This is a genomic window from Pricia antarctica (assembly GCF_900101815.1).
In the GTDB taxonomy this organism is placed as follows: domain Bacteria; phylum Bacteroidota; class Bacteroidia; order Flavobacteriales; family Flavobacteriaceae; genus Pricia; species Pricia antarctica.
In genome coordinates this window covers 25,387-43,262 of sequence record NZ_FNAO01000007.1, presented here as the reverse complement: position 1 = coordinate 43,262, position 17,876 = coordinate 25,387, and the positions used below count along the sequence as shown (strand labels likewise).

At 41.6% G+C, this 17,876-nt stretch carries 11 protein-coding genes and 1 pseudogene; 8 read left to right on the top strand and 4 right to left on the bottom strand.

All coding sequences use genetic code 11. The features are described from left to right. The first annotated feature begins 54 nt into the window (after nt 1-54). From BLT07_RS14040 to BLT07_RS14030, 3 genes are all read left to right on the top strand, one after another. On the top strand, nt 55-888 hold the full coding sequence (locus tag BLT07_RS14040) for an alkaline phosphatase family protein (RefSeq protein WP_091870011.1): 834 nt from the start codon (nt 55-57) through the stop codon (nt 886-888). A gap of 3 nt (nt 889-891) precedes the next feature. Next, nucleotides 892-2,403, top strand: coding sequence for a sulfatase family protein (locus tag BLT07_RS14035; protein WP_091870008.1), 1,512 nt, complete (start codon nt 892-894; stop codon nt 2,401-2,403). A 114-nt stretch (nt 2,404-2,517) separates the two neighbouring features. Beyond that, complete coding sequence (locus BLT07_RS14030) at nt 2,518-4,083, top strand: sulfatase family protein (RefSeq protein WP_245726557.1); 1,566 nt, start codon at nt 2,518-2,520, stop codon at nt 4,081-4,083. Nucleotides 4,084-4,147: 64 nt separating this feature from the next. Here the strand turns inward: BLT07_RS14030 and BLT07_RS21405 are convergent. From BLT07_RS21405 to BLT07_RS14010, 4 genes and pseudogenes are all read right to left on the bottom strand, one after another. Next, nucleotides 4,148-4,444, bottom strand: a pseudogene (locus BLT07_RS21405) (alcohol dehydrogenase); the annotation flags it as partial. A 12-nt stretch (nt 4,445-4,456) separates the two neighbouring features. Next, complete coding sequence (locus BLT07_RS14020) at nt 4,457-6,004, bottom strand: alpha-L-fucosidase (RefSeq protein WP_091870002.1); 1,548 nt, start codon at nt 6,002-6,004, stop codon at nt 4,457-4,459. Nucleotides 6,005-6,475: 471 nt separating this feature from the next. Further along, the gene (locus BLT07_RS14015) at nt 6,476-6,982 is read right to left on the bottom strand and encodes a galactokinase family protein (RefSeq protein ID WP_091870000.1); all 507 of its coding nucleotides are present in this window, start codon (nt 6,980-6,982) and stop codon (nt 6,476-6,478) included. 65 nt (nt 6,983-7,047) lie between these two features. Then, nucleotides 7,048-8,604, bottom strand: coding sequence for a sulfatase family protein (locus tag BLT07_RS14010; protein WP_091869997.1), 1,557 nt, complete (start codon nt 8,602-8,604; stop codon nt 7,048-7,050). Nucleotides 8,605-8,976: 372 nt separating this feature from the next. Between BLT07_RS14010 and BLT07_RS14005 the strand changes: the two genes are divergently transcribed. The 5 genes from BLT07_RS14005 (at nt 8,977) to BLT07_RS13990 (ending at nt 17,774) form a co-directional block, all read left to right on the top strand. Next, entirely contained in the window at nt 8,977-13,104 is a 4,128-nt protein-coding gene (locus BLT07_RS14005) for a hybrid sensor histidine kinase/response regulator transcription factor (protein ID WP_091869994.1), read from the top strand. A gap of 85 nt (nt 13,105-13,189) precedes the next feature. Further along, a complete protein-coding gene (locus BLT07_RS14000; protein WP_091869992.1) occupies nt 13,190-14,719 on the top strand; it encodes a sulfatase family protein in 1,530 nt (509 codons plus the stop codon). Nucleotides 14,720-14,731: 12 nt separating this feature from the next. Continuing rightward, nucleotides 14,732-15,343 (top strand): sulfatase-like hydrolase/transferase, encoded by a 612-nt coding sequence (locus BLT07_RS21220; protein WP_217633322.1) that lies wholly within the window; start codon nt 14,732-14,734, stop codon nt 15,341-15,343. Next, a complete protein-coding gene (locus BLT07_RS21215) occupies nt 15,297-15,917 on the top strand; it encodes a sulfatase-like hydrolase/transferase (protein WP_217633321.1) in 621 nt (206 codons plus the stop codon). Before BLT07_RS21220 ends, BLT07_RS21215 begins: the two co-directional genes overlap by 47 nt. Nucleotides 15,918-15,953: 36 nt before the next feature. Then, the gene (locus tag BLT07_RS13990; RefSeq protein ID WP_091869987.1) at nt 15,954-17,774 is read left to right on the top strand and encodes an alpha-1,3-galactosidase-related protein; all 1,821 of its coding nucleotides are present in this window, start codon (nt 15,954-15,956) and stop codon (nt 17,772-17,774) included. Nucleotides 17,775-17,876 lie beyond the last annotated feature (102 nt).

Below are 17,876 nucleotides of genomic sequence, written 5' to 3'. Positions count from 1 at the left end.
TCATCATCGGGCCAGATTTGATGGGTATGTTAGACCACTAAATCGCCATCGGCAATGGCGCGTAGAAATGCGATGGACTTATCGGGATACCCTTTTTTGGTCGCCCATGTAGATTTTCTGCCTACTTTAGCAACGGGAATAGAATTCAAGGCCAAAAAACCGCTATATGGAAAAAGCATAGTAAAGACAGTGGCCGGAACAGAAAATAGTACCAATCGCATGTTGGTCATCGACACTCAACCAAACCAATGTCCTATAAAAGGGCGAAACCCATGCGTTATGCAGAACAAATGGCGTTTGGTGAATGAGGCCGAGCTCTATAACACCGTTGAAGATCCCGGTCAAAACAATGATATTGCCGCGGAGCATCCCGATCGGGTCGAAAAAATGCAGGATTTTTATGACATGTGGTGGGCAGATATTGAAGCTTATATACCGTATGCCGAAATTCCTCTAGGGTATGAAGAAGCGAACCCGGTTATGGTTACCGTGCATGATATTCATTCAGAAAATGCGATTCCATGGAACCAGAGGCTGATTCGGGAGGGTGAGAAAGCCCTTGAAGGCTATTATAGTTTCAAGGTGGTCGAAGATGGAAATTACAGGTTCCAGTTATACCGATATCCTCCCGAATCAGGTTTGGCGCTAAATGCTTCCGCAGAAGAAATTGCAGAAACTTCTTTTCGGGATGTTTTGCCCCAAGGACGAAAAATATATCCTACAAAGGCAATTGTCAATTTGGGCGATGTTGCTTTAAAGGCCAACGTCGATGAAAACCGACCTTTTGCGGTTTTAGAAGGAAAGCTTACAAAAGGAAGTTACAGACTTGAAAGTAATTTTATAGATTCCAATGGCAAAAAAAATACCATCCTATTACACTCAAATTGAAAAATGAAGAAACTAGTAGTAGCACTGATTATGATTGCCTTTGTTGGATGTAAATCCGAAAAAAAGGAAGTACCCCCGACAATGCCAAATGTAGTATTCATTTTTGCCGATGATTTGACTTACACCGCAATTAGTGCATTGGGCAACAAAGAAGTCAAGACCCCGAACCTGAACCGTTTGGTAAATGACGGAACAACCTTTACGCACGCTTATAACATGGGCGCTTGGAACGGTGCGGTCTGCGCGGCATCAAGGGCCATGATCATATCCGGCAGAAGTGTATGGGACGTCGATAAATTTAGACAGGGTTGGGTAGCGGGCAAAGACATGGACAAAACTTGGGGCAAACTCATGGAAAGTGTAGGCTATGACACTTATATGACCGGAAAATGGCATGTCGACGCTCCTGCAACCAGTGTTTTTCAGCATGTAGAACATGTGCGACCGGGAATGCCACGGGATTCTTGGAGCCACATGAACACTATACCATATATAAATAAGATGATTGAAGAGGGAAAATCTGAAAAAGAGATCAAAGCGGTCGGGTATAACCGGCCCCTTAGTGAAAATGATACCACTTGGTCACCCACCGATATGAAATACGGCGGTTTTTGGGAAGGCGGCAAACATTGGAGCGAAGTACTTAAGGACGATGCCCTCGGTTTTATCGAGCAGACCAAAAAAAGTGAAAATCCCTTCTTTATGTATTTGGCTTTTAACGCGGCACATGACCCTAGGCAAGCACCCCAGAAATATTTGGACATGTATTCGCTGGACGATATTAGTGTTCCGGATAGTTTTTTGCCCATGTATCCCTTTAAAGACAGTATAGGTAACGGACCAGGGTTACGGGACGAGGCACTTGCCCCGTTTCCCAGAACGGAATTTGCCATCAAAACCCATATTCATGAATACTATGCCTTGATTACACATATGGACGAGCAGATCGGTGAAATTTTGGATGGATTGGAAGCAACGGGTAAGATGGACAATACCTATATCATTTTCACATCGGACCATGGATTGGCAATGGGTAGGCACGGCCTTTTAGGAAAGCAGACACAATTTGATCACAGCATACGCTCGCCGTTCATGATCGTTGGACCGGACGTTCCAAAAAATAAAAAAGTCGATGCCAATATTTATTTACAGGATGCAATGGCCACGAGTTTAGAAATAGCCGGTGTTGAAAAACCCGATTATGTCTTTTTTAATAGCGTAATGGATCTGGTTGATGGTAGTCGCACGAAAAGTCATTACGAGGCCATTTACAACGGTTACATCAACTTTCAACGCATGATACGAAAAGACGGGTTCAAATTACTTGTATATCCAAAATTGAACAAGGTGCTGTTGTTCGATATGAACAAGGATCCAGAGGAGATGAATGATTTGGCCGAAGATCCGGAGTATAAAACCAAAGTAACGGAACTTTTTAATAGTCTTTTGCAATTGCAAAAAGAAATGAACGATCCATTGACACTCGAATCACTCGACGAATACAATACTAACTAAGAAATTATGATTCAAAATTACAAGTACCTCCTGCTTTGCACTGTTTTATTTTTATCATGTAATCCAAAAAAGACGACTCCCGATGATGTAGAAAGACCCAACATCATTTACATTATGGCCGATGACCATACGACCCAAGCTTTCGGAATATACGGTAGCCGTTTGGCTAGTTTAAACCCTACCCCCACCCTTGATAAGATTGCAAGCGATGGAATGATTTTCGACAATTGTTTTGTTAGTAATTCGATTTGCACACCTAGTAGGGCCGCCATTATCACAGGCCAGAACTCCCAAGCAAATGGAGTGCTCGACCTTGAGGGGATGCTGCCTGTCGAGAAACAATATTTGCCCCAAGAGATGAAAAAATTAGGATATCAGACCGCCATTGTGGGCAAATGGCATCTGCATGAGGAGCCAGCATCATTCGATTATTATTATGTGTTACCGGGACAAGGACAGTATTTTGATCCTGAATTTCTTGTTCAGGGCGACAAAGCCTGGCCAAAAAACGTAGTCAAGACATCTGGCCATTCATCGGATAAAATCACGGATGCCACTTTAGATTACCTAAAGAACAAAAGGGACCCAAACCGTCCATTTTTCTTAATGCACCATTTCAAGGCGCCCCATGACGATTTTGAGAATGCTCCCAGATACGATGATTATCTAAAAAATACCTTTATTCCTGAGCCGGAAAGTCTTTATGACAATGGTAATAATGGATCAGTTGGAACACGGGGCAAGAACGATTCTTTAACCCGCATTCTCGGCTCCTCGGTGTCGCATCGAAATCTAATCCGTAACCAGGCGATGAACCTATACATCGATAGTACTATTTATAAAAATTATGGCAACGCCGAGGACTACCATGGCAAGCAAATCGAAAAATTCAAGAATTCTCCTGAAGAAAAAGCACATACCAGTAAAGTCTATCAAGAATACCTAAAACGGTATCTACGCTGTGTAAAAGGAGTCGATGATAATGTTAAACGGTTATTGGATTATTTGGAAGAAGAAGGTCTGTTGGAAAATACCATCATTGTATACACCGGCGACCAAGGTTTTATGCTCGGTGAACATGATTATATTGACAAACGATGGATGTATGACGAATCGATGCGGATGCCTTTTTTTGTAAGATATCCTGAAAAAATCAAGGCGGGAAGCCATACCGATGCCATCATCAACAATACGGATTTCGCACCTACGCTAATCGAAATGGCCGGTGGAAAAACTCCCGATTATATGCAGGGAAAGAGTTTCAAGGAAATTCTGGAGACCGGAAAAGAACCTGAGGGTTGGCAACAGTCCACCTATTACCGATACTGGATGCACCTGGCTCACCGCCACCAAAACCCGGCACATTTCGGAATCCGTACCAAGGAGTATAAACTGATCTTTTTCTACGGAAAATATTGGGTCGATACCGATGACCCCAATGCCGTATGGAACAAAGAGAGCTGGGGCAACGATTTTACCAACCATACCCCTCCGGCTTGGGAATTTTACGATTTGAAAAAAGACCCCAAAGAAATGAACAATGCCTATAAAGATCCTGCATATCAAGAAACGATTTTAGATTTGAAAAAACAATTGCTTCAATTAAGGGAAGACCTAAATGAAACGGACAAAAACTATCCGCACATCCAGGAGGTCATCGATACGTATTGGGATGATTGATAATTGTATTTTTCAAGGTCTCAAAGATTTAAATACCATGTGGGTACGGATGCATCAATGGTTTTTATACTAAAATGTCCCCATAAAAATCGACTGTTGCCTTAATGACGCCGTTCGCCGGATCTAACCAATTATCGAATTGGTCGATCATTTGATCGTAACGAACGTTGTGAGTAATAAACGAATTTTTGGGGAATTCGCCCTTTTCCAGAACCGAGATTACATGTTCAAAATCTTCCAGAGTCGCATTTCTGCTTCACATAAGCGTCGTTTCTTTGGCATGTATAGCGGCATGTGAAAAGGTCAGTTGGCCTTTAGAAAGTCCTACCAAGACATACGTGCCGCCATGAGACATACAATCAGGGTAACACCATCACATCGTAATTTCTAGAACATGCGCATAATCACCAGTTTTGTTCCCTAGGTTTTCAATAGAAAGCCCGTTTTCAGTTTGATCGAAACTGATTTTGGCATCGCTTCCCAAAAGCCGGATCCCCTTAATATTAAGATCTTTGGCATATTCACTTTTGCTGCCCAGGGATTCAATATTGATTTTGCCAGCTTTTGGCCAAGCCAACATAATGGCATAAAGAGTATTCCCTTTCTGGGTAAAACGTATATCTTGGCCCGTAAACTCTTTGTTCTTTCCTTCGGAATGGTGTCCCTTCTTAACTTCAGTCGGACCTTCACCAAAAGTCTTCCAATACCGGGTACCATAAATGGCATCTCCATTTGTCGCAAGCCAAGCACCAATCTGTAAGAGAATTTTCTTTTGATCGTCCGGTATGGTACCATCTGCCTTCGGCCCCACATTCAACAATAAATTTCCGTTCTTGGAAACAATATCCACCAGATCATCGATTAATTGGTTCGGGGTTTTTGAATCCCAATCGGTCACATACGACCATGAATTTTTACCAATGGATGTATCGGTCTGCCAAGGCAATTTTCTAATGCCCGGTAACTTTCCTCGCTCTAAATCGTAGATTACGGTTCCTTCGGGAAAGGCCTCATGGTCAAAGTTTTTGTCGTTGATAACGACCTCTTTTCCCCATTCGATTCCTTTATTATAATAATAGGCTGCCAATTTTGGGCGCAAATCGGCAAAGTCGTCGATATCTACATAAAAATCAAAATACAGAATATCGGGTTGATAATTATCGATTAAATCAACGGTTCTGTCCCACCAACGGTGCTTGAATTTCTCGGAGACCGGTTCTTCAAGATCCTTGCCCTTGCTGGAATAGAGGTCGGCAAATTCGGGTTCTACGGTGTCGAACTTGTCCTTTTTGTTATAAAATGACCAATTAAAGGCGAAATGTGACGAAGCGCCCATTTTAAGGCCCTGCTTGCGCCCTTCCTCAAAGAGTTCGCCCAACACGTCCCTTTTGGGACCCATTTCGAAGGCGTTCCATCGGGTGGTATTGGAGTTATACATGGCAAATCCGTCGTGATGGTCGGCAACGGGAACTACATATCTCGCACCCGATTTCTTGAAAAGATCAATCCATTCTTTGGCATCGAATTTTTCAGCTTTGAATATAGGAATAAAATCTTTGTATCCAAACTCCTTCTGGTCGCCCCAAGTCTTTTTATGATAGGTATATGTGGCATTCGGCCCTTTTTCCCCCAATTTTAATTGTGCAGAAAAGGTGGCGGTATCCATGTACATTTGTCTCGGATACCATTCCGAACCAAAAGCGGGCACCGAATATGCCCCCCAGTGTATAAAAATGCCAAATTTATCATCGCTGAACCACTTGGGGTCTTTGTAATGTGCTTTTATTGATTCCCAATTGGGTTTAAAAACCTCGGTGGTATCTGTCTCACTTATCTCAGTCTTTTCTTTCTTATTTTGGTTACCGCACGAAGCCAAAGTAGTAATCACTAAGCATAAGGCGGTGAAATTTCTAAAATTCATTATTAGTTTTTTAAGTTACATTTTTACGGTTAAAATCAGGTAGTTTCCAACTATAGTATTGTTGCCCCTAAATTCCGATTTATTTTCAAAAGCCTGCTCAACAAATGTTTAAAATAGTAATACAAATTGTAATTATCGGAAAAAAGCTATCTTTTTTCCGATAATTGTTCATTCAACTTAATTAAGATTGTTTTATTAAGATTGCGTAAAATGAAGTTTAAAATCTTTAAATTTTTTGGGTAAGGAAAAGAGAGGGTGAGCGGCTTTTCGCCGCTCGCGATCCTGTACCGCTGAAAGAGGGCATGGAAAACTGGAACGGAAAGAATCCCCAGCGGACCAGCGTAGTGGGTCCAAAAGGTAAGGATTGGAGATAATTGGTTGTCCTACTTCCGCAGGAGCTAGGGAAATTTTGATTATCAACGTTGAGTTTGCTCCCAAAACTCAAGTTGAAGAGGAGAAAAATTAAATTATTTAGTGAAGTTCATAATGTTCATTCCTTATATAGAATGGTAGTTCCATCACTTGGTGTTCTGCGGTCTGCGATAATTTTATGATTTCAAGTTTGGACAACCCTAACCCGAAAAGTTCGTTGAGGCCATAAGCAAGACCGCACTTCAAGGCTGCCAAAGAACTAACTCCCGACCCAATGGGCAAATTACTTTCTATTGTACAATCGAATCCCTTTAATTTATCAGTTCGAAGGCCAATTTCATAGAGTACGCCCAAAAGATAATTTTGCCATCCTTCGTTGCTTTTCGCAATATTTCCAAGGTCTACGTAAAGTATATCACCGTAACCTTTGCTCTTAATTCGACATTGCTTTTCTGACCCGTTCTTTCCCATTCGAAATGTTATCGTTCTATCGATTGCGGCAGGTAGTACATAACCATTGTTATAATCGTTGTGCTCTCCGATAAGATTTATCCTTCCTGGCGATTCGACGATTAATTGCGTGACAAAATCTTTTTTTGATTCCATTTATAAGGTATCAGGATATGAGACCTATTTCAGTAGTATATTTCCAAAGTGGTCTCAAATGAAGGTCATTTTAGCTCCAGTTGTTCTGTTTTTTTATACTCTTTTCCTCTGATAGCTTCAAAAGCGGTTATCATTTCCTGAAGTTTTTCCGGATTGGCAGAAGCGAGATTATTTGGCTGTGCGATATCCTCCTTTAAATTATACAATTGGTATTCATCTGAGTTACCTAGCTCGATTTGCACCTCTTTGGCAATCGCCGGGCCATCATAGGGTGGAATCATAACCCAATCCCCTTTTCGAAATGCGGTTCTTGAAGTGGCTTCAAGCACCATTTCATCCCGACCAGTGTCACTTTCGCCTAAAAGAACGTTTAACAACGGCTCACTATCCTCTCCTTTCACAGGGCTATCGACCAATTCAGCTAAGGAAGAAAGTAAATCTAATTGGGAAATTATAGCATCGGAAACCATAGGTTTTATATGGCCTTTCCAATAGGTAAAGAACGGGACACGTGTACCTGCATCGAACAAACTATATTTGCCGCCTCGCAAGGGACCTCCAGGTTTGTGATTGCCCAGCTTCTCAACGGCATCGTCATAATAGCCATCATTGAGTACCGGTCCATTATCACTCGAAAAAATAATTAGTGTATTCTCTAATAACCCCTCAGTTTCAAGAGTTTTAACGAATTCGCCAACGCACCAATCGGCCTCCACGATGACATCGCCTCGTGGTCCAAGGCCAGATGAACCAACAAAACGAGGATTAGGGGTACGGGGCACGTGCGGTTGTTGCAAGGCGTAATACAAGAAAAAGGGTTCGTCTTTGTGCGCCTTGACATAGTGTTGCGCTTCGCTCAAAAAAGTGTCCGCCATATCTTCATCCACCCATTTGGCAGCTTCACCACCTTTCATAAATCCGATTCGGGGTATTCCATTTACAATACTATTGTTGTGGCCATGATGCCATTTCATTTTAAGCAGTTCAGGATTTTCCAAACCTGTTGGCTCTCCTGCAAAATTCTTCTTATAATCGACTTCAATCGGGTCGTTAGGATCAAGATTGACCACATGTCCGTTTTTAATATACACCGTGGGAACCCTATCCTGGGTCGCAGCCAGAATATTACTGTAATCAAATCCCACTTCGTTCGGCCCAGGTGCAATTTTTTGATTCCAATCTACATTTCCGGTCCCAAGCCCCAAATGCCACTTACCAACGATTCCAGTATGATATCCTTTGCCTTTCAGCATTTTGGGTATGGTCATCTGGGCCGTATCGATAATAAGCGGAGCCGTACCGGGAAGGATTTTTGCGCTCTTATTGCGCCAAGGATAACTTCCTGTCAATAGCGCATACCGACTTGGGGTACAAGTAGCGGAAGAAGCGTACCCATTGGTAAAACGTACCCCTCCATTGGCCAACTTGTCAAGATTGGGCGTTTTTAGTTCCGTAGCTCCATACGCCCCAAGTTCTCCGTACCCTAGATCATCGGCATAGATGATAACGATATTTGGTTTTTTTGTTTCTACATCTTCAACTTTACTCTTGTTTTCAGGCCCCTGCTTACAGGATGACATGGCAATAAAGAATATTAGGCAAACTAAAATAATTTTTTTCATAATTTTCTTGTCATTTTAATACCCTCAGTTGGGGGTTTATTTTTATTTAGGTAAAGTATTTTGACGAATGGAATAACAAGCACAAAGTTATTTTTAAGCTATAATTCTTTGTCTCTATTAATAATTGTTTTGTCTCCCATAGTACAGATTAAAGAAGTAATCAAAAATTAATTAGGATAAAGAATTTGCCCTAACGGCGTATACTCAATTTAAAGTATTTTGCCGTAATGGCGTTTACACAATTTAAAGTATAAAGATTCAAACATTTTTAATGTCTTCCATTTAAATGATCAATCGTTAACTTAGACGTTGGAAATCAGAATTATTTTTTATTTATATTACTATTTTCGAAACTAATTAGCTCTTGAATTAATGCATACCAAATGTAGACGATTGATTGGTTTGTTCTTTTTTTTTCTGCTTGCCATTTTGGCGCATGGACAAGAAGAAAAGCTAGACTATGCCCAACACCTAACTATTTCTGAAGGCTTGGCCCATAACGGCATCACGTCAATTTTGGAAGATTCAAGGGGATACATGTGGATAGGCACCTACGATGGACTTAATCGATATGACGGTTACGACTTAAAAACCTTTAAAAACAAAGTCGACAATATCGTCCTTGTCAATAACCGGGTCAGGGCGATCAAAGAAGACATTAAAGGAAATATATGGATAGGAACCGATTCGGGTATTTCGCTGTACCACTATACTTCTGAAAATTTTAACACTATCTATTCCAATCTGCTTGCAAAAAAGGGCGTCAAAGGACCTATTATCCGAGACATCACCATCGACGATACAGGTTTTGTGCTCTGCGCCACCGAAAAAGAGGGTATCCTCGTCTTTAATAAAGACTATACATTAAGGGGGCAGTTTTTACCTCCGGAAGATTTTATTGATGGGCCTATAGAATTTTTTAGTCCGGTAACTTTGGACGGAGATCATTACGTGTACGCGACTTCGAAGGGACTAATCGGTTTTAGCCCTGAAAGCGGTCAGTTTCAAAAGATATTACCCAGCGAAATTGACTTTAGCAGGTCCATTACCAAAATTACCGACAATACCCTTCTCGTGACTTTGTCCAGCGGGATAGCCCTTATATCCTTTAAAAAAGAAGGAAAGCAGTATACCTATGACCTACTTCGAATTAACATTTTAAACACCTATAACTTTAACAGTGCCACTTTTGATGAGACAGGCCATCTTTGGCTGGGAACCCTGAACGAAGGGGCTATCCGCATCGATACGATACAGTCACTAGCATCGGGCAGTCTTGGTAATTTTTTGATTTTTAAGTCCTCGACCGGGCTGCTTCGGGTCAGCGCTTTCATGTCAACAAAGAATAATGGGTTTTGGTTGAGCACTTTTGACAAGGGACTATACAGGTTCGCCCAAACTGGCAATCCGTTCAAATCGGTTCATGGAGAAATTGAATTTAATTTCGGAGTAAGCAACGGGCATTTAAGACAACTAGCAAAATTAGATAAGAATAGATTTTATTTAACCACAAATCGCGGGGGATTGGCGCTCTTCAATACAATATCGGGCAATTTTGACCCGCTTGCTTTTACATTAAATGAATCGTATTTATCTCGTGTATCTGCCATTTATGTGGATTCCAAAAAAAATACATGGTTTAAAATCACGGGCGTAGGGTATTTTAAATTAGATGCCGGCGAACTGGTTCCAAAGCGCATAGATACCTCTTCGCTACCAGGCTTCGATGCCACGGAACCGTACAAAATAACCGAAGATAAAAAAGGCAATATCTGGCTGGGTTGTAGAAATGGGGGGTATAGGATAACCTTAAATCCCTTCGGGAAAGTTTTACATATCGAAGCTTTGAACGACCATTCACTTTTTAGAAATGCCAAACTCTCGTTGGTACGATATGTTTATGCCGACCCTCTATTTGATTACATATGGCTCGGAACTGCAGAAGATGGTTTGTTCAGGTTAGCTGTTAAGGACAATCGTCCAATGGCGGCGATCCAAATAGACCAATATCGAAATGATGGGTCCAATAGGGCGTTGCCAAATAATTTTGTATCGAACATCGTACGTTCTTCCAGGGGAGAATTATGGATAGGTACTGAGGGTGCGGGAATCTGCAAAGTGATGAAAAGTGATGGAAAACCGGAATTTTTGTCTTTTTCGGAAAAACAAGGTCTCTCCAACAATGTGGTAAAAAGCATTCTAATCGACCATGAACAAAACCTGTGGGTTACGACAAATATAGGCCTGAATAAATTTAATACCAAAGAACAAAAATTTAGGCGGTTCAGTAAAGAAGACGGATTACCATTTGAAGACTTTTGGTATGGTGCATCACTACTGGACAATGGATATTTCGTAGTCACAGGCCTTGAAGGATTTTGTTATTTTAAACCAGGGAATATTCCGGACAAGGAACAACTTCCCAATTTGCAATTCGGAGATTTAAAAATTTTCAATAAAACGATCCGCCCCATGGATACCTTGGCAGGACGGGTTATTCTGCCAAAACGGCTCTCCAATACCGACACATTAAATTTAAAATATAATGAGAACGTTTTTTCCGTAGAACTTCATGCACTGCACTATGCCGCCCCGGAAAATCACTTTATAAAATATAAATTGTTGCCCATTGATACTAACTGGATCGAAGCACCATCGGATCAGCGCATCCTGAATTATAACGGACTGCAACCGGGAAAATATAAACTTGAGGTGGCGGCATCAAATTCCATCGGGGAATGGACCGAACCCAAAATTCTGAATATTTCTATAGCCCCCCCTTTTTGGAAAACCCCGTTAGCCTATTTGCTTTATGCCCTACTGGCATTGTTAATTCTCGGTATAGTATTGTATTACATTTTAAAAATACAATCGTTACGGCACAATGTCGAAATCGAACAACTTGAAAAAAACAAGGAGAAGGAAGTGAATGCAGCCAAACTCCGCTTTTTAGCGAATATTTCCCACGAATTAAAGACTCCTCTTAATCTTATAACCAGCCCCGTTAGAATATTATCCGAGAGATATAAAGGGAATGCCGATGTCAAGGAGAAATTGAATATCATTCAGAGACAATCTCGGAAAATAACACACTTGGTCGATCAAGTACACGATTTTGAGCGCGCCGAAGCCAACCTCATCGAAATGAATTATACACGATTTTATTTTGATGTCTTCTTAGAAGACCTACTTATTGACTTTAGGTTTTTGGCCACAAACAACAATCGACAATTGGAGGTTATTGGTAAGCATTCCAATATTGTAGTCTCAGCGGATCGAGATAAATTAGAAAAAGTATTCAACAATTTATTGAGCAATGCTTTTAAATATTCTAGCGACAACGCCAACATAACCATAGAATATGAGAGTAATGATAAGGACTTAATTGTGTCAGTAAAAAATACTGGAAAAGGAATCGATGCAGAAGATCTTCCACATATCTTCGAAAGGTTCTACCAATCACATAACAAGAACAATATACATTCCACAGGTTCTGGAATTGGCCTAGCATTTTCGAAAAGACTGATCGAAATGCATTACGGCTATATCGAGGCAGAAAGTAAATTGGAAAAAGGCACAACGATTCATGTTCGTCTGCCCATAGTTAAAAAAGAATCAGCCTTAGATCAAGAGCGACGAGAGCAGACCATTTTGTTAGCTGAAAAAGAATTTTCCATTCAAAGTCAATTAGATCTAAAAGTCGATACCGCACAAATAAAGGCAAGTGGAAATTATACTGAAAATCTCATATTTTATGTAGAGGACAACGCGGATATGAGACATTATGTATCACAATTTCTATCTAAATTCTATAAGGTCAAAACCTTCAATGACGGTCAGGAATGTTTAAGTGCAATGGAGGATGAATGGCCAGATTTAATCGTGAGCGATATTCAAATGCCTAAATTGAACGGCCTTGAACTTTGCAAACAAATCAAATCAGATATGGCAACAAGCCATATTCCCATTATTCTTTTGACAGCGCTAACAGACATAGACGACCATATCAGGGGTATTCGCGATGGTGCCGATGCCTATATTAAAAAACCTTTCGATGTTCGACAGCTGATTGCCCAAAGTGAGGGTCTGTTGGAAAACAAAACAAGATTACGTGAGCGGTTCGAGGTAGGAATTCCACTTACACATGATAATGACATCAACAATAGAAATGACAATGCCTTTCTTGAAAAGTTGTACAATCTAATGGCCGAGAATTTGGATAATCAAGATTTGGAAATCGACCAATTTGCTAGAAAATTATACTTAAATCGAACCCATTTTTACCAAAAAGTAAAGGCACTTACAAACCATACTCCTTTTGAACTACTGAAAATGTACCGATTAAAAAAGGCTGCAGAACTCTTAACTCAAAAACAAGAACTATCGGTCAATGAAGTTTCCATTATGATCGGCTTCAAAAGTCGTACTCATTTCAGTAAGCTCTTTAAAAATAAGTATAAGGTATCTCCCGGAAAATATAGCCAAGCAAAAAAAATGTAAATATACTCCCAGATACAATCCGTTTACCATCAACGACATTACCTAGCCAGTTTTCCATTTACTTTATCCTAAATTAAAACAAGATATGCGAAACATCAAAAAACATAACATTACACTCGGCCTCTTTCTGCTTATATCAATAAGTGTCATAAATGGTCAAAATTCCACTAAAAAACCCAATATCCTGTTTTGTATCGCCGATGATGCCTCTATGAAAAGTTTTGGGGCTTATGGCGATACGTTTATCAACACCCCAGCTATCGATAGCTTGGCCAAGCAGGGCCTTGTTTTTAACAATGCCTACAACGGAAACCCTAAATGTTCGCCGGCGCGTGCGTGCATACTCACCGGCAAATACAGTTGGCAACTCAAGGAAGCGACGGACCACAATGGCCGTTTTCCTTCAGAGTTCAAGACCTATCCGGCCCTGCTGGCACGAAAGGGGTATCATGTTGGCTATACCGGTAAGGGATGGGGACCAGGCGTTTACGACACCGAAGACAATCCGGCCGGGCCGGAGTATAATGAATTGACACTTACCCCTCCCTACAAGGGAATCTCGGATATCGATTACAGCGGCAACTTCGAGACCTTTTTGGATAAAAATGGATCTAATGCCCCTTTTTGCTTTTGGTTGGGCGCTAAAGAACCTCATCGGTTTTATGAATTGGATTCCTGGAAAAAAGCCGGCAAAAAACTGGAAGAAGCCGATGTGCCTCCCTTCTACCCCGACAACGAAACTATCAGAGGTGACCTTTTGGACTATGCCAATGAGGTGGAATGGTTCGATACCCAAGTGGGCAGGGCAATAAAGATCTTGGAAGAAAAAGGATTGTTAAGCAATACGCTCGTCGTGATTTCCTCCGACCATGGCATGCCCTTCCCGCGTGTAAAAGGGCAGATTTATGAAGAAGGTTTTCATGTTCCCCTGATCGCCTATTGGAAAGGCAAAATTCTCTCGGGCCGTACGGTCGATGATTTTGTCAGTTTTTCCGATTTGGCACCCACATTTATGGAAGTTACCGGAACAACACGCGATATTCAAATGACCGGAAGCAGTTTTATAGATATTCTAACCTCCCAGAAATCGGGACAGATCGATGCCGCTCGCGACCATGCCTTACTGGGCAAGGAACGTCACGATGTGGGTCGTTCCAATGAAGACGGCATCGATCTGGGGTATCCTGTTCGCGCCATTCGTACGTCCAAATATCTCTATTCCCACAATATCAAACCCGAACGGTGGCCCGTCGGCAATCCCGAATTTGATTATTTAAATTGCGATGGCTCTCCCACCAAAAGCTACCTGACGGACCTTAAACCCGAGGATGATGAATACCATTTTTTTGAAATGAACTTCGACAAACGACCGGAGGAGGAACTGTACGACATTCAGCAAGATTCCCATTGTATGAAAAATTTGGCCGGCCTGCCCGAATATGCCGAAGAAATGAAACAACTCAGGGCTACCATGGAAAAAGAACTTGTTTCTCAGGGAGATCCGCGCACCTTGGGCAATGGAGACGTTTTCGACAACTATATTTATTACGGAAAGCGATTGGACTATAAAACGGGCAAACGTTTACCGGCCCTCGATTATGTTAAACAGAAATAGACCCTCAATCAAATGAAAGTAAGTTACGCCTTCGTATTTTATCTGTCCTTGTTGTTAGGTTTTCCCATGCATGGGCAAGAACAACCCCCGAACATTATTTTCGTACTGGCCGATGATTTTGGTTATGCCGATGTTGGCTTTAACGGTTCAACCTATTTCGAAACCCCTGCCATTGATGTTCTAGCCAAAGAAAGCCTGATCTTTGATAATGCCTATATGTATCCCACATGTTCCCCTTCACGAACAGCCTTGCTTACCGGCAAGCAATCTTTTCGCACGGGGGTCTATACCGTACCCGTACTGGAAAAAGGCGATGCACAGGAAAACATTTTCTCTCGGTGGACGGTCGGTCGCGAACATCCGATTTATGCGGAGCCACTTGCCACTGCCGGTTACCAATCCATTCATTTGGGCAAATGGCATATCGTCGGCCCCTATCCCGAAAAAGAACTGGCCATGAATTGGCCTATCCAGAAAAAATTATGCCAGCCTGATCCGGGGGATTTCAGTTGGGTACAGAACCATAAGACCAAAGCCGTGATGAAATACTATCCCGAAGGCAGGGGTTTTATAAAAAATGTGGGAGGTACCTTTCGATGCCACGATGGTGGAATCTATGGATGACAATATGAAGAAAATTGTCGATTATTTGAATCAAAATGATCTTCGGGAGAATACCATGATCGTATTCACTTCGGATTACGGATACCACCCTATAGCTTCGGAAAACAAACTATTACGGGGTGCGAAAGGGGAAATTTATGAAGGTGGGATCAAAGTACCCGCCATGATTAATTGGCCCGGTAAAATACGAGCTCGAAGAACCGCTGCCCCTATCTCGGTACTTGATTATTTTCCGACCTTAATGGATGTAGCCGGCATCGATTATAAAGCACAATTGGACGGTAACTCACTCACTGATCTTTTTCAAAAGGATGCTGAATCCTCTTCGGAAAGACCTCTTTTTTGGCCCCTTGCCAGTCAATATAAGCATGGTACCTGTTCCATAATCCGGAAGGGGAATTATAAGTTGATCCAATTTTTGGCCGATGGCAAACTGGAACTTTATGATCTGAAATCAGACCATTCCGAAGCCATTAACCTTGCAGAGGTGAAGCCAAAGCTTACGCAACAATTGACAAAAGAATTGGTCGAATGGCGCACTGAAAATCAAATTCCACTGCCTCCTAATTCGTAATTGGCGAGGTAATCTTAATATTTAAAAACCAATCACATGATCAAATTCCTATATACGGCGGCAGTTTACTTTTTTCTTATGGGCGCTATTCACGCACAGGTAATCAATGTGGGCGATCATGGTATTCGACCGGGCAAGGATGTCACACTTGATGTCAACCTACTACTGGAATCTTTAAAAGGGAAAAAGAACGTGACCTTGTTTTTTCCAAAGGGACAATATGAATTTTATCCTGAAAATGCGGTGGAAGCCTATCGGGCGGTAGCCAATCACGACAATAGTATTAAACGTATGGCTTTTCCGCTGTTCGGTTTTGAGAATCTTACGTTAGACGGCAATGGTTCGACCTTCATGTTCCATGGAAAAATCTGTCCCATAATAATCGACGGTTCGACCAATACCGTCTTGAAGAATTTCAGCATCGATTGGGAAAAATCTTTTGTCAACGAATTAAAAGTAATCGAGAACGACACGAACGAGAATTCCTTTATCGCAGAAGTTGCCAATCCAAAATTCGGATTTGAGGTAAAGGATAACGAAATCCTGTTCAATCATTACGATTGGCAAGATGGTATCGGCCAGAATATTGCGTTCGACCCAAAAACAAGGGCACCCATTTGGAATACCAAAGATTATTTTTTAAAGTATTCAGGAAGCGATGTGAAAATTGTCAAGTTGGACTATAACAAGGCCAAGTTTACGAATATCACTAAGGAAACTCCTCCGATAGGCACCCTATTTGCCACCTATGGCCCAAGCCCCGGTGGCAATAGGTTTGCACAGGCCATACACGCATCAAATTCAAAAGACATTTTTATTCAAAACGTAACGGTCTATGCCGCGGGAGGTATGGCCCTGATCGCCGAACGTTGCGAAAATATTACGCTAAATAAATTGGTGGTAACCTCTAGGGAAATCCGCAATTTTTCAACACGTGCCGATGCCGCGCACTTTTTGGGTTGTAAGGGCCTGATCAAGGTCGAAAATTGTCTATTGCAACATATGCTCGATGACGGTATCAACGTACATGGGGCCTATGTGAATATCGATGAAAACAGAGGTGACAATACGTTTATGTGTTCCATTAGCCATCAGCAACAATGGGGATTGACCTTTGCCGAACCGGGCGATAACATTATGTTTACCTCGCGGGAAACCGTCTTACCGATTTCCGCTACTACCGTTGATGACATAAAAATTCTAAATGATAACCGCATGCTGATTACGGTTTCCGAAGTTCCTGAAAATCTACCAACGGGTCCGCTCTCCTTTGAAAATATTACCTGGAACCCTGATATAGTAATGACGAAGAACATTGTTAGGGAGAACCGGGCGCGCAGCGCCCTTATTTCGACCAAGGGAAAGGTATTAATCGAGAACAATTATTTTTCCTCCCAAATGAATGGTATTCTTATCGAAGGCGACAACAAAGCCTGGTATGAGTCCGGTGGGGTTCGCGACATTACCATAAACAACAATACCTTCGTAGATATTGGATTTGGCGATGGTGAGGGCTATCCCCTGTTTGTGTCGCCCATGCTTACCGATGAACAGCGCTTGGGCGATGAGAAATACCATCAGAATATTCGCTTTACCAATAATGTGATTAAAAGTTATAATGGATTGTTGGTGCATGCCCGATCCGTAAAGGGTCTGCTTATTGAAGGAAATACGATAGACCTCAGCACCGATTATCCGACAGGTTCAAAATTGCCACCGATCAGTTTGGATTATTGTGAAGATGTAACAATAACGAAAAACACCTTCAACGGTTTTACCTGGCCTCTTAGAATCGAACAATCTGACAATAACACCATGATACACATTAAAAAGAACAAGGGCCTTTCCGATAAATGATTCGTGTTGGGCAATTTCAATAGGCTCGTTTTGAATTTTCCAACTCATTTTCCCATTTACGCAGAGAAACATAATATAAACTCCTAAATACTTTTATTTTAT

Bases quoted from the DNA above. Each gene is read 5' to 3' on its own strand.
- BLT07_RS14040 (WP_091870011.1), top strand. From the start codon at position 55: ATGGCGCGTAGAAATGCGATGGACTTATCGGGATACCCTTTTTTGGTC.
- BLT07_RS14035 (WP_091870008.1), top strand. From the start codon at position 892: ATGAAGAAACTAGTAGTAGCACTGATTATGATTGCCTTTGTTGGATGT.
- BLT07_RS14030 (WP_245726557.1), top strand. From the start codon at position 2,518: ATGGCCGATGACCATACGACCCAAGCTTTCGGAATATACGGTAGCCGT.
- BLT07_RS14020 (WP_091870002.1), bottom strand. From the start codon at position 6,004: ATGAATTTTAGAAATTTCACCGCCTTATGCTTAGTGATTACTACTTTG.
- BLT07_RS14015 (WP_091870000.1), bottom strand. From the start codon at position 6,982: ATGGAATCAAAAAAAGATTTTGTCACGCAATTAATCGTCGAATCGCCA.
- BLT07_RS14010 (WP_091869997.1), bottom strand. From the start codon at position 8,604: ATGAAAAAAATTATTTTAGTTTGCCTAATATTCTTTATTGCCATGTCA.
- BLT07_RS14005 (WP_091869994.1), top strand. From the start codon at position 8,977: ATGCATACCAAATGTAGACGATTGATTGGTTTGTTCTTTTTTTTTCTG.
- BLT07_RS14000 (WP_091869992.1), top strand. From the start codon at position 13,190: ATGCGAAACATCAAAAAACATAACATTACACTCGGCCTCTTTCTGCTT.
- BLT07_RS21220 (WP_217633322.1), top strand. From the start codon at position 14,732: ATGAAAGTAAGTTACGCCTTCGTATTTTATCTGTCCTTGTTGTTAGGT.
- BLT07_RS21215 (WP_217633321.1), top strand. From the start codon at position 15,297: ATGTGGGAGGTACCTTTCGATGCCACGATGGTGGAATCTATGGATGAC.
- BLT07_RS13990 (WP_091869987.1), top strand. From the start codon at position 15,954: ATGATCAAATTCCTATATACGGCGGCAGTTTACTTTTTTCTTATGGGC.